The following is a 12,407-nucleotide window of genomic DNA, read 5'->3' as shown; positions in this document are numbered from 1 at the left end:
TGCGGCCATATTGTGTGCACGTGGAAGACGGCGCTTCTCTCCTGTTCGACGAAATGCGCGCGCTGGGACAGAGCGCCCGCAAAGCCGCGCGTGCGGTCGCCGCAGCGAGCAGCGAGCAACGCAGCGCGGCGCTGCGGGAGATGGCGGCGCAGCTCCGCGCGCGTCAGGCCGACATTCTCGACGCCAATACGCGCGATGTCGCCGCGGCGCGCCAGCGCGACCCGGCGGAAAGCTTCATCGATCGCCTGATGCTGGATGAGGCGCGGCTCGACTCGATAGCCGCCGGGATCGAGACGATAGCGGCGCTGCCCGATCCGGTCGGCGCCACGATGGAAGAATGGACGCGGCCGAATGGTCTGCGCATCGCCCGCGTGCGCACGCCCATCGGCGTAATCGGCATGATTTTCGAGAGCCGGCCCAATGTCGCGGCGGACGCAGCGGCGCTCGCCTTGCGCGCTGGAAACGCCATCATTCTCCGCGGCGGCAGCGACAGCGCCGGGAGCGTGCGCGCGATCGGCGGCGCGCTGCAGCAGGCGTTGGGGCAGGCGCAGCTCGCCGAAGACGCCATTCAGATCGTGCAGAGCACCGACCGCGCCGCAGTCGGCATGATGCTGCAAGGCCTCGGCGGCGCCATCGACGTGATCGTGCCGCGCGGCGGCAAATCGCTGGTGGCGCGGGTGCAGGCGGAGGCGCGCATCCCCGTCTTCGCTCACCTCGAAGGCGTCAACCACACCTATGTGCACGCCGCCGCCGATGTGCGGAAAGCGGTCGACATCGTCGTCAACGCCAAGATGCGGCGCGTTTCGGTGTGCGGCGCCACCGAAAAGCTGCTGATCGACCGCGCCGTGTTGGAGACGATGCTGCCGCCGATCGCGAAGGCGCTTGAAGAACGCGGCTGCGAGCTGCGCGGCGGACCGGAGGCGCAGCGCGTCTATCGCATGAAGCGCGCGACCAGCGAAGATTGGAGCGCCGAATATCTCGCGCCGATCATCGCCATCCGCACCGTCGCCGATATCGACGAAGCCATCGCCGTCATCGGCCTCTACGGCTCCCAGCACACCGACGCGATCGTCACCGAGGACAAAGCGGCGGCCGAGAAATTCCTGCGCGACGTCGACAGCGCCATCGTGCTGCATAACGCCTCGACCCAATTCGCCGACGGCGGCGAATTCGGTTTCGGCGGCGAGATCGGCATCGCCACCGGCCGCCTGCACGCGCGCGGCCCCGTCGGCGCCGAACAGCTGACGACCTTCAAATACGTCGTACGCGGCAACGGGCAGATCAGGCCGTGAGGCGCGGCCTCCCCCTCGCTTATCCCGGCATGAAGATCGGCCTGTTCGGCGGCAGCTTCGATCCCGCGCACGAGGGCCATCTTCATGTCGCGGAGACGGCGCTGAAGCGGCTCGACCTCGACCGCGTCTGGTGGCTGGTGTCGCCGCAAAATCCGCTGAAGCCGAAATCGAGCGCGTTCGCCGCGCGGATGAAATCGGCGCAAACACAGGCGCGCGGCGCGCGCATGCTGGTGACGGATTTCGAACAGCGCTTCGGCTGCGCATTCACCTACCAGACGATCCGCAAGCTGAAACGGCTCTATCCAGGCGTGCGTTTCACGCTGATCATGGGCGCCGACAACCTCGCCAACTTCCGCAAATGGCGGAAATGGCGCGAAGTCGCCGACGCTGTGCCGGTCGCGGTGGTGACGCGCCCAGGCGCCAAGCCGAGCGAGCGTATGGCCGCGCCCAAGGCCTGGCGGCACTTGAATGCGCGCCATAATCCCCAATCTTCTACGGCTCTGCGCAAGGCCCGGGCTGCCAAGTTGGCGAAACCCGGCCGGAAGTGATAGCGTTGACTGTTCCAGGGTCACAGAAGGAACCCAGCACCTGTCGCCTGAAATGAAGCGCGCGCCGGCCGCGATCGAAGCCGGAAAGCCAGAACGCGATCCGAACCGGCCTGCGCCGGGGATCGACGTCGAAGCGGCGACGCAAGTCGTGCTCACCTCGCTCGAGGACGACAAGGCCGAGGAGATCGTCTCCATCGACATCCGCGGCAGATCCTCTTTCGCCGACATGCTGATCGTGGCCTCCGGCCGCTCGGCGCGCCACGTGGGCGCGCTCGCGGACCACGTGCTGCGCAAGCTGAAGGACGCCGGCGTGAAGGACGTGCGCGTCGAAGGGCTGCCGCAAGCGGACTGGGTGCTGGTGGACGCGGGCGACGTGGTGATCCACCTCTTCCGCCCGGAAGTCCGCGCTTTCTACAACATCGAGAAGATCTGGTCCGGCGGGCACACGACGCCGCTGCCGAGCTAAGCTTTGCGCATCCAGATCGCAGTGGTCGGCCGTCTGCGCGACGGGCCGGAAGCTGCGCTGAGCGCCGACTATGTCGCGCGCGCCGCCGCGGCGGGAAAACAGCTCGGCTTCAAGGCGGTCGAACTCACCGAGGTGGAGGGTAAGCCGCCGGGCGATCCGCGCGCCGAAGCCAGCGCGCTTTATCGCGCCACGCCGGATGATGCGCGCAAAATCCTGCTCGACGAGCGCGGCGCCGAGTGGAGTTCGCGTCAGCTGGCGGAGAAGCTCGCGCGCTGGCGCGACGACGGCGTGCCGTGCGCGACGTTCTGGATCGGCGGCGCCGACGGCGTTTCGCAAAGCATTAAGGATAACGCTGACGAAAAGCTGGCTTTTGGCCGCCAAACCTGGCCGCACCGGCTCGTGCGGGTGATGATTTCCGAGCAGGTTTACCGCGCCGTGACGATATTGTGCGGTACTCCCTATCACCGGGACTAGCAGATCTCGGGTGATGGGTATGGTTGATGGCTCGAGACGCACGAAGCGTCCGCGCCCTCGTCGCGTGCGCGGCAGGGGCGCTTGCGCTCCTGATCACAAGCGCTGACGCGCAGACGACGCGCACCGCCACGCAAGCTGAACGCGACCGCCGCAGCGAGACCCAGCGCGCCGAGCGGCTGCGCGCGGAGGCCGCCGCCGCGCGCCGCGAAGTGCGCGAACTCGACGCCCGCTTGGTCGACTCCGGCCGCCGCCGCGCCGAAGCGGAAGCCGCCGCCAGCGCCGCTGAAGAACGGCTGGCGCAACTGCAGAGAGAAATCGCCGCGTCCTCGGCCAGCCGCGCCGAAGCGCAGGACGGGTTCGAGCGCGCTCTGATCGGCGCCGCCTTCGCCAGCCGCCGCGCAGAGCCGCGCTCGGTCCGCGCCGGCATCGCCGCGCGCGCCATGGCCCCGAGCTTCGCCGCGCGCGAACGCGCCAGCGGCCAAACCTTGGCTGAAGCCCGCCGTCTGGAACTGGCGATCACCGAAGAACAACGCATCCTGGCCGACGCCCATGCCGCCATCGACGCCGAGCGGGCTGAACTCGTCAGCCTCGCCGCGCGCCGCCGCGCCGCCCAGGCGCAGCTCGCCAACGACGCCGCCGCCGCCGAGCGGCGCGCCCGCGCTTTCGCCGCCGAAGCGCGAAGCCTGCGCGACTTGGCCCAGCGCGCTTCCGCTACCGCACGCCGCCGCACCCCAAGCACGGGCGGCGCCTCCGTAATCCCGGCTTCATGGCTCGTCCCGGCCGAGGGCAGCGTCGTGCGCGGGTTCGGCGCGCAGACAGGCGCCGGCTCGCCTTCCCAGGGCGTCGCGCTACGCACGCGCGCCGGCGCGCAGGTGATTTCGCCTGCCGCAGGCGAAGTGACCTATGCCGGACCGTTTAGAAGCTACGGCCAAGTCTTGATCCTTAACTTCGATGGGGGTTACGCTCTCGTTCTCACTGGCCTGGATACGATCAGCGCCCGGGTCGGCGAGAACGTTCGCGCCGGACAGCCTGTGGGCGAAATGGCAGTCTCGGACACGTCGGCGCCGGAATTGTATGTTGAAGTGCGCAGGGATGGACGAGCGGTCGATCCTGGGCGCTGGCTGAACGGGCGGGGGTTGACCGCCGCAAGTAGCGCCAGAGCTGGTTGAGGCCTGGTCGGGCGGGATCCGCCTGGGGAGTACGTAGATGCGGTTAGCTTGGGTTGCGGCGCCGATCGCCGGAATGGCGGCACTCGTGGGCGCTTTGGCGTGGTCTGCACCCGAGGACCGTGATCGCGGCGATATTTACCGCCAGCTCGAATTGTTCGCCGACGTGCTGGCGCGCGTCGAGCAGGATTACGTCACCGAGATCGACGACGAAGAGGCCATCGAAGCGGCCATTCAGGGCATGCTCGCCTCGCTCGATCCGCACTCCTCCTACATGGACTCGGCCGAGTACCGCGACATGCAGACCGCCACGCGCGGCGAGTATGGCGGCCTCGGCATCGAAGTGACCAGCGAAGAAGGCGTCGTGCGCGTCGTCTCGCCGATCGACGATACGCCGGCCGCGCGCGCCGGCATCCAAGCCGGCGACTATCTCACCGCCATTAACGGCGAAAGCATCGTCGGCCTGACGCTGAACGAAGCCGTGCGTCGCATGCGCGGCGACAGCGGCACCAACATCACCGTGACCGTCGCGCGCGAAGGCGCCGATCCCTTCGACGTGACGCTGACGCGCGAAATCATCAACGTCCGCGCGGTGACCGCGCGGGTGGAAGGCGGCGACATCGGCATCATCCGCGTCTCGACCTTCAACGAGCGCACTGGCTCGATGCTGCAGGACGCGATCCGTCAGGTGAAGCGCGACACGGGCGGGCGCCTGCGCGGCGTCGTGCTCGATCTGCGCAACAATCCGGGCGGCCTGCTTGATCAGGCGATCGAAGTTTCGGACGCGTTCCTCGACGGCGGCGAAGTGGTCTCTACGCGCGGCCGCCAACCGGAAGACGTGCAGCGTTACAACGCCCGCCGCGGCGACGACCTCGCCGGCGTGCCTGTGGTGGTGCTGATCAACGGCGCTTCGGCCTCGGCGGCGGAAATCGTCGCCGGCGCGCTGCAGGACCGCAACCGCGCGCTGATCGTCGGCATGGATTCGTTCGGCAAAGGCTCGGTGCAGACCGTGATCCCGCTGCAGGGCGGACGCGACGGCGCGCTGCGGCTCACCACCGCGCGCTACTACACGCCGGCCGGCCGTTCGATCCAAGGCGCCGGCATCACGCCGGACATGGAAGTCGCCGCGCGCCGCATCAGCACTGAGGACATCGCCCGCCTGCAGCGCCTCGGCGTCAGCGAAGCCGATCTGCCGAATGCGCTCGACAACGATTCGGGCGCGGAACGTCGCGCCGCGCACATTCCGGACGATCAACCGCCGGAAACTTGGAGCGAAGAGGAAGACTATCAGCTCAGCCGGGCGATGGACTTCCTGCGCCAGGGCACGGTCGCCGAGCGTCTGCGCCAACGCGCGGGCTAACGTACCGACACAGCAACGAACATAAGCGCGGCCCGTCAGGCTAGTGACGGGCCGCGCGAATTCGTTGATCTTCCGCGGCGATGATTCGCCCGAACGCGAGCGCGACAGGCCCGGCTCGCCGGCCTCAACTAGCGCCCAGGCAGCAACAGCGAGGCCTGCCGAAAATCAATCACAAGCTCGTGGCGCTCGGCGCCGCGATGGTGTGTGCGCTCCTGGTGTTCGGCGCCATTCAGGTGTTCGGCGACCCGAGCGCGGCGGGCCCGCGCCGTATCGTTTCGCTCGCGCCGAACGACGCCGCCGCCAATGCGCCGACCATTTCCTTCGCCGACGCGTCCGACCCGCTCGAAGCGGGCGAGTACCAGTCGTTTGGCCTCGAAGAGCTGCCGGAGTTTTCCGGCGAGATCGGCGAAATCGATTCCAGCGGCGAGCTTCGCGTCGCGGTCGTCGAGTCGCCGCAGCAATCGGTGCGCCCGAACGTGCAGCCGCTGCCGCGGGCGCCGCTGGCGGGCCTCACCGAACAGGGCGCGCACGGGCCGCTGCCGATCGTCGCCGCCAACGGCCGTACGCCGGCGCAGGCCTATGCGCGCCCGTTCACGCCGCAGCAGGGCCGGCCGATGATCGCCGTCGTCATCGGCGGCCTCGGCTTCAACGCGCGTGCGACGACCCAAGCGATCGAGGAGCTGCCGCCCGAGATCACGCTCTCCTTCGTGCCGTATGCGCAGAACCTGCAGAGCTGGATCGACCGCGCCCGCGCGCACGGCCACGAAGTGCTGCTCGAATTGCCGATGGAGCCGTTCGATCCGGACGCCGACGACACGGGCCCGCAAACGCTGCTCGCTTCAGCGCCGGCGCAGCAGAACGTGCAGCGGCTCGAGCAATTGCTCTCGCGCGGCGCGGGCTATTTCGGCGTCACCAACTATCAGGGCGCGCGGTTCGCGACATCGGCGCAGGCTTCACAGCCGATCGTGCAGCAACTGCGCCGCCGCGGGCTCGTGTTTCTCACGTCGGGCATCGGCCAGCGCACGGCGCTCAGCGTCGAAGCGCAGCGCGCGAGCCTGCCGGTAACAGCCGCCGACCGCATCATCGACGCGCGCCGCGAAGCCGATGCGATCGACGATCAATTGCTCAATCTCGAAGCGCTGGCGCTGCAAAATCAGAGCGCCATCGGCGCCGGCTTTGCCTATCCTGTCACCATGGAGCAGGTCGGCCGCTGGGCCAGAGACATCGAGAGCCGCGGCTATCAGCTCGCGCCCGCATCGGCCGTGCTCAACGCACGCGCCGCGCGCAGATGACCGCGCTGCCGGATCCGAAGCTCTATCGTCCGAATGTCGGCCTTGCGTTGTTTCACCGCAATGGCCTTGTCTTCCTCGGCAAGCGCGTGGGCGCGGAAGGCCCGTATCAATGGCAGATGCCGCAAGGCGGCGTCGATCGCGGCGAGAAGCCTTACGACGCCGCAATCCGCGAACTCGAGGAAGAGATTGGCGTAAGGGCGGAGCACGTCGATCTGCTCGAAGAAACGGCAGATTGGCTCTATTACGATTTCCCCATCGACGTGCGCACGAAAATGAAGCCGCGCGGGCGCTATCTGGGCCAGCGGCAGAAGTGGTACGCTCTCCGCTTCAAGGGCCGCGATGCGGACATTCGATTGGATATGCACACGCCGGAGTTCAGCGATTGGCGCTGGGCTGCACTGGACACGGCGCCCGATCTGGTGATCCCCTTCAAACGCGCCACATATGAGCAAGTGGCGCGGCGGTTCGCGAAATACGCGGTGGGGGAATCGAAGTGAGCGATTGCGCGGACGAGGCGCTGCTTCCGTGAAACGCAACAGCGATGCGACGCCCGTCGTGTTCGTGCACGGCGCGTTTTGCGGCGGCTGGGCGTTCGACGCTTTCCGCGAACCGTTCGAAGCGGCGGGCTTCGAAACGCATGCGCCGAACCTGCCGCATCACGAGCGCGGCGCCGATCTCGAACAGCTCGCTCTCTCCGGACTGAAGGACTACGCCCACGCCGTCACGACCTACGTGCGCGGCTTGAGAGCGCCGCCGGTGCTGATCGGCCATTCGCTCGGCGGCTTGGTTTCGCAGATCACCGCGATGCACGCCGATGTCGCCGGCCTCGTGCTGCTGGCGCCGAGTCCGCCCTGGGGCGTGCCGCCGACGACGTTGGATGAACACGGCCATCAGTTCGGCTTGACGCTGCTCGGAGATTACTGGCGCCGGCCCGTGCCGCCGGATTATCGCGTCGCGCGTACGACGACACTCGACCGGCTGACGCGCGAGGACGCACGGCGCGCCTTCGCCCGCTTCGTGCCGGAGAGCGGGCGCGCCATCCGCGAAGCGGTGCAATGGTGGGCCGATCACTCGATGGCGAGCCAAGCGCCGGTCTATCGCATCAAGGCGCCGGTGCTCGGCCTCGCCGGCGGCAAAGATCGCGTCAATCCCTCGAGCACGGTGCGGCGCGTGCTGGCGCGCTTTCCCGGCGCGCAGGCGCATTTCCACGAATTCCCGGAGATGAGCCATTGGCTCGTCGGCGAACCCGAAGCGCCGGACGTGGCCAAGCTCACTTTGCAATGGTTCGACGCGCGCGGCATCGGCCCGAAGCCGACGAAGAAGAAGCGCCAGCTTTCGCTATTCGGCTGGGGCGACAGCGCGGGGGCTTAGACGAGGGAATTGGGAGTAGCGAATGGGGAGTGGGGAAGAGCGCGATCCCTCTTGCCAACTCGCTAATCGCTATTCCCTCGTATCGTAATGAGCACGATCTCCGGCGGATTGAGAAAACGGACCGGAACGACGCTCGTGCCGATGCCGCTGGTGACGTACATGCGCCGGCCGTTCTCCTCGACGAGATTGCACGCATAGCGCCTGTTCTCGATCGGCACGATTGGACGACCGAACAGCGGAATGCTCACTTGGCCGCAATGGCTGTGCGCGGCCAGCATGAGCGCCGGTCCGTCCGGCATGTCCTCAAACGGATCGGGCGAATGGCTGAGCGCTATCGTGTCCGCGTCCGCCGGCGCGCCGTCCAGCGCCGCAGCGAAATCGGGATTGCCGGTCGTCGCGTCGGCGATGCCGGCAATCACAATATTTCCGCCGCTGCGGCGAATGACGAGGTGCCGATTCCACAGCGCCCCGACGCCGGCGTTCTGCAGCGCTTCGGTGATGCTGGCGCGATCGTACCAGCTATCGTGATTGCCCAGCACCGCGACCGTGCCGTAACGCGGCCGCAGCGCCGCGAACGTGGCGACGCCGCCGAGTATTTCCTGGTTCTCAGCCGGCGTGCGCGTCGCTTCCGCCGCGTGCCCGCCGACATAATCGCCCAGCAAGACAACCAGCTCGGGCCGCAATTCGTTGATGCGTTTGACGATCCGCCCCATTCGCGCCGAATCGACGTGCGGGCCGCCGACATGGGTGTCGCCGATCGCGGCGATGGTCAGCGGCGCGCCGCGCCAATCCTCGCTGACGATCTCGACCTCGCGCACCACCAGCAGATTGGGCTCGATGAACCAGGCGTAGATGTTGATCCAGATCGCGAGTTCGATCACGCCGATCAGCGCAAACAGACTCCAACGTCGCCGCGGCGAGAGCCTTTGCCAGCGTTTGAACAGCCAGACGCAAGCCCACGCCACCAGGGCGAGGCCAAGCACGGCGCCGATGATCGCCGGCCAAAGATGCGGATGCGGCATGGGGAGGGAGTAGGGATGAGCGAGCAGCGAATGGCAAGGGCCAGCCCCGCCCCTACTCCCCGTTCGCCATTCCCAATTCGCTCCTTCAGCGCGTCAGCGCCGCGCGTATGCTCTCCAGGCGCGCCACGGCGCGCTGCGCCGCTTCGCGCTTGGCGTCGCTGTTGGCGTCGCGCAGGTCTTCGCCGGCGTCCTTCAGCTGTTGCTCGATCTGCGCCGCGTCGATGTCGGCGAGATCGACCGCCTCTTCAGCCAGCACGGTCAAGCCTTCCGGCGTCACGTCGGCGAAGCCGCCATTGACGAAGATGCGCCTCTCGGCGCCATCGGCGATCACCTTGAGCGCGCCCGGCTTGATCACGCTCATCACCGGCGCGTGGTTCGGCAGCACGCCGAATTCGCCTTCCGAGCCTGGCACCACCACGTGATCGACTTCGCCGTTGAACAGCTCGCGCTCCGGCGAGACCAGTGCGAAGTGAAGCTTCTCGGCCATTTCAGTCCTCAGTTCTTGATCGCCATGCCGACGATGATGGCCGAAAACTTCGGCTTGTGGGCGTTCGGCTTCGAATAGCTCACCTCGATCGTGGCCATCATACCTTCGCCAAGTTTCACGTCATAGGCGCGCACTCGCAAATCGCTTTCCTGCGGATGCTCGGCGTCGATCACCATCTTGTTGCCCGGATAGGACTGCTTCAGCGTCTTGTCGAAAACGTCCACCGCGCGATCGGCGTCGGCGCCGCTGTACCAGACCACCATGCGCGAGCCGGCCATATCGAAAAACACCGGCGTTTGCCCCAGCGGATAGCACAGCACCGTGCCGCCGGGCGGCATGCCCAGATCCTGGGCTTCCCTATCCGTCAGCACTTCCGGCTTCACTGGCAGCTGACCGCGCGGATTCTTGCCCTGCAGTACGGTGAGCGCGCCTTCGACGACGATGCGAGAGGCGAGTTCGCTGTGCTTGATCATGCTCAGCCCTTCCGGGTTTGCGCGGTGACCCGCACCATGAACTTCTTCACGTCCGCATTCGCGGTCGCGTGCTCCACTTCGACGAGCGCCAGCCGCTTGTTGCCGAAATCGATTTCATAGCTTCGCACGCGCACGCCCTTCTCCGTCGGCGAGGCGCTGTCCTTGAGCTGCTTGGTCTTTGGAAACGCCGCCTTCATCGCCGCGTCGAGAGTCTCGAGCCCGCGGGTGAAGTCGTTGTCGGTGTACCAGACCATCGCGCGCGGACCGTTCATGTCGAAGAACACGCCCGTCGGCGGCAGCGGGAAGAACAGCGTCGTGCCGCCTTGCGACAGCTTGATGTCCGAACGCTCCAGCTCGGTCAGCACGATCGGCTGGATCGGCATTTTCCCCTGCACATTGCCGGCGATGTTCGCCAGCGCGCCCTCGACGACGAGTTTCGCCGCGAGCTGGCTGTGCGACATGCCGGCAGCGGCCATTACGCCGCCTCCGCCGCGAGACGCTGCGCCTTGGCGACAGCTTCCTCGATCGAGCCGACCATGTAGAAGGCCGGTTCCGGCAGGTGATCGTACTCGCCGTTCACCAGGCCCTTGAAGCCGCGGATCGTGTCCTTCAGGTCGACCAGCTTGCCGGGCGAGCCGGTGAACGCTTCGGCGACGTGGAACGGCTGCGACAGGAAGCGCTCGATCTTGCGCGCGCGGGCGACGACGAGTTTGTCGTCTTCGCTGAGTTCATCCATGCCCAGAATGGCGATGATGTCCTGCAGCGCCTTGTAGCGTTGCAGCGTCTCCTGAACCTGACGCGCCACCAGATAGTGCTCTTCGCCGACGACGTTCGGATCGAGGATCCGCGACGTGGAGTCGAGCGGATCGACGGCAGGATAGATGCCCTTCGCGGCGATATCGCGCGAGAGAACCGTGGTGGCGTCCAAGTGCGCGAACGAGGTGGCCGGCGCGGGGTCGGTCAAGTCGTCGGCCGGCACGTAGATGGCCTGCACCGAGGTGATCGAGCCTTTCGTGGTCGAGGTGATGCGCTCCTGCATGGCGCCCATCTCGGTCGCCAGAGTCGGCTGATAGCCGACCGCCGAAGGAATACGGCCGAGCAGCGCCGACACTTCCGAGCCCGCCTGGGTGAAGCGGAACACGTTGTCGACGAAGAACAGGATGTCCTTGCCCTGGTCGCGGAAATGCTCGGCGATGGTGAGGCCCGAGAGCGCCACACGCGCGCGCGCGCCCGGCGGTTCGTTCATCTGGCCGAACACCAGCGCGCAGCGCGAGCCCTGCCCGCCGCCCGCCTTGTTGACGTTCGACTCGATCATTTCGTGGTAGAGGTCGTTGCCTTCGCGCGTGCGCTCGCCCACGCCGGCGAACACCGAATAGCCGCCATAGGCCTTGGCGATGTTGTTGATCAGCTCTTGGATCAGCACCGTCTTGCCGACGCCGGCGCCGCCGAACAGACCGATCTTGCCGCCCTTCGCGTACGGGCAGAGCAGATCGACGACCTTGATGCCGGTGACGAGGATTTCCGGCGAGGGCTTCTGATCGACGAAGGCCGGGGCGGGCTGGTGGATGGCGCGGCGCGTCGTGGTCTTCACCGGGCCGGCTTCATCGATCGGCTCGCCGATGACGTTGAGGATGCGGCCCAGCGTTTCTTCGCCGACCGGCACCGCGATCGGCGCGCCGGTGTCGACGACGTCCTGGCCGCGGACGAGGCCGTCGGTCGCGTCCATGGCGATCGTGCGCACGGTCGATTCACCGAGGTGCGTCGCCACTTCGAGGACGAGGCGGGCGCCTTTGTTCGTCGTCTCGAGCGCGTTGTAGATGTCCGGCAGGTGGCCCTCGAATTCGACGTCGACGACGGCGCCGATCACCTGGGCGATGCGCCCTTTTGCTTGCTGTGCCATTCTCACTCTTCCTCGTCAGTCCTGTTCGCCGGCGAGCGGCGTCAATTCATCAAACGTGCTGCAATGATGCCTGCGGCCACCGCGACGAAGGGCGCTGCGATCAGCGCCCATCGGCCGACGCGGCGCATCATGCGTCCACGACCTCCAACTCGACCGGGATGTTGTTCCGCGTCGCCTTCGAGTACGGGCACATCTGGTGCGCCGCTTCGATCAGTTCTTGCACTTGCGCGCGCTCGAGCCCCGGCACGGCCAGGGTCAGCTTCGCGGAAAGGCCAAGCCCCCCTTCTTCGCGGCCGATGCCGACTTCGCAGGTGACGATCGCCTTCGCCGCATCGATCTTCTTTTGCCCGGCGATGAACAGCACCGCGCCGTTGAAGCAGGTCGCCCAGCCCATCGCGAACAGTTGTTCGGGGTTTACGCCCTCACCCGAACCGCCCAGCGGCTTGGAGTGCTCCATATGGAAATAGACGCCGCCCTCGGCGAGCGACACCTTGCCGCCTGCGCGGCCGCCCTTGGCGATTGCCTTGGTCTTGTAGAGTGCGTCTGCCATGCGCGT

General features: G+C 67.1%; 15 protein-coding genes. 9 read left to right on the top strand and 6 right to left on the bottom strand.

The features are described from left to right. Positions 1-20 precede the first annotated feature (20 nt). The 9 genes from VEA80_RS19640 to VEA80_RS19600 all read left to right on the top strand — a co-directional run bounded on the left by VEA80_RS19640 (position 21) and on the right by VEA80_RS19600 (position 7,969). The gene (locus VEA80_RS19640) at positions 21-1,292 is read left to right on the top strand and encodes a glutamate-5-semialdehyde dehydrogenase (RefSeq protein WP_325062495.1); all 1,272 of its coding nucleotides are present in this window, start codon (positions 21-23) and stop codon (positions 1,290-1,292) included. Then, positions 1,289-1,840, top strand: coding sequence for a nicotinate-nucleotide adenylyltransferase (locus VEA80_RS19635; RefSeq protein ID WP_325062494.1), 552 nt, complete (start codon positions 1,289-1,291; stop codon positions 1,838-1,840). The genes VEA80_RS19640 and VEA80_RS19635 overlap by 4 nt, the downstream gene beginning before the upstream one ends. 52 nt (positions 1,841-1,892) lie before the next feature. Further along, the gene (rsfS, locus tag VEA80_RS19630; RefSeq protein WP_325062493.1) at positions 1,893-2,306 is read left to right on the top strand and encodes a ribosome silencing factor; all 414 of its coding nucleotides are present in this window, start codon (positions 1,893-1,895) and stop codon (positions 2,304-2,306) included. A gap of 3 nt (positions 2,307-2,309) precedes the next feature. Then, positions 2,310-2,780 (top strand): 23S rRNA (pseudouridine(1915)-N(3))-methyltransferase RlmH, encoded by a 471-nt coding sequence (gene rlmH, locus VEA80_RS19625; protein WP_325062492.1) that lies wholly within the window; start codon positions 2,310-2,312, stop codon positions 2,778-2,780. 26 nt (positions 2,781-2,806) lie between these two features. Continuing rightward, entirely contained in the window at positions 2,807-3,949 is a 1,143-nt protein-coding gene (locus VEA80_RS19620; protein ID WP_325062491.1) for a murein hydrolase activator EnvC family protein, read from the top strand. Between the two features lie 37 nt (positions 3,950-3,986). Continuing rightward, on the top strand, positions 3,987-5,306 hold the full coding sequence (locus tag VEA80_RS19615; RefSeq protein WP_325062490.1) for a S41 family peptidase: 1,320 nt from the start codon (positions 3,987-3,989) through the stop codon (positions 5,304-5,306). Between the two features lie 179 nt (positions 5,307-5,485). After that, a complete protein-coding gene (locus tag VEA80_RS19610) occupies positions 5,486-6,598 on the top strand; it encodes a divergent polysaccharide deacetylase family protein (protein WP_325062489.1) in 1,113 nt (370 codons plus the stop codon). Beyond that, positions 6,595-7,095: an RNA pyrophosphohydrolase gene (locus VEA80_RS19605; protein ID WP_325062488.1), complete on the top strand. Its 501-nt coding sequence runs from the start codon at positions 6,595-6,597 to the stop codon at positions 7,093-7,095. Before VEA80_RS19610 ends, VEA80_RS19605 begins: the two co-directional genes overlap by 4 nt. A gap of 28 nt (positions 7,096-7,123) precedes the next feature. Continuing rightward, positions 7,124-7,969: an alpha/beta hydrolase gene (locus VEA80_RS19600; RefSeq protein ID WP_325062487.1), complete on the top strand. Its 846-nt coding sequence runs from the start codon at positions 7,124-7,126 to the stop codon at positions 7,967-7,969. 62 nt (positions 7,970-8,031) lie between these two features. Here VEA80_RS19600 and VEA80_RS19595 read toward each other — a convergent pair whose 3' ends face one another. The 6 genes from VEA80_RS19595 to VEA80_RS19570 all read right to left on the bottom strand — a co-directional run bounded on the left by VEA80_RS19595 (position 8,032) and on the right by VEA80_RS19570 (position 12,401). Then, on the bottom strand, positions 8,032-8,991 hold the full coding sequence (locus VEA80_RS19595; protein WP_325062486.1) for a metallophosphoesterase: 960 nt from the start codon (positions 8,989-8,991) through the stop codon (positions 8,032-8,034). Between the two features lie 85 nt (positions 8,992-9,076). Continuing rightward, a complete protein-coding gene (locus tag VEA80_RS19590; RefSeq protein WP_325062485.1) occupies positions 9,077-9,478 on the bottom strand; it encodes a F0F1 ATP synthase subunit epsilon in 402 nt (133 codons plus the stop codon). Between the two features lie 8 nt (positions 9,479-9,486). After that, positions 9,487-9,951, bottom strand: a complete 465-nt coding sequence (locus tag VEA80_RS19585) for a hypothetical protein (RefSeq protein WP_325062484.1) — start codon at positions 9,949-9,951, stop codon at positions 9,487-9,489. 2 nt (positions 9,952-9,953) lie between these two features. Beyond that, complete coding sequence (locus tag VEA80_RS19580; protein WP_325062483.1) at positions 9,954-10,427, bottom strand: hypothetical protein; 474 nt, start codon at positions 10,425-10,427, stop codon at positions 9,954-9,956. Beyond that, the gene (gene atpD / locus VEA80_RS19575; RefSeq protein ID WP_325062482.1) at positions 10,427-11,851 is read right to left on the bottom strand and encodes a F0F1 ATP synthase subunit beta; all 1,425 of its coding nucleotides are present in this window, start codon (positions 11,849-11,851) and stop codon (positions 10,427-10,429) included. The genes VEA80_RS19580 and atpD overlap by 1 nt, the downstream gene beginning before the upstream one ends. Before the next feature lie 127 nt (positions 11,852-11,978). Further along, positions 11,979-12,401 (bottom strand): organic hydroperoxide resistance protein, encoded by a 423-nt coding sequence (locus VEA80_RS19570; RefSeq protein ID WP_325062481.1) that lies wholly within the window; start codon positions 12,399-12,401, stop codon positions 11,979-11,981. Positions 12,402-12,407: the final 6 nt, after the last annotated feature.

It is taken from the genome of Vitreimonas sp. (assembly GCF_035627415.1).
Classification (GTDB): domain Bacteria; phylum Pseudomonadota; class Alphaproteobacteria; order Caulobacterales; family Aquidulcibacteraceae; genus Vitreimonas.
Note: the sequence above shows the minus strand (reverse complement) of the source record. Positions and strands in the feature narration are given on the sequence as shown.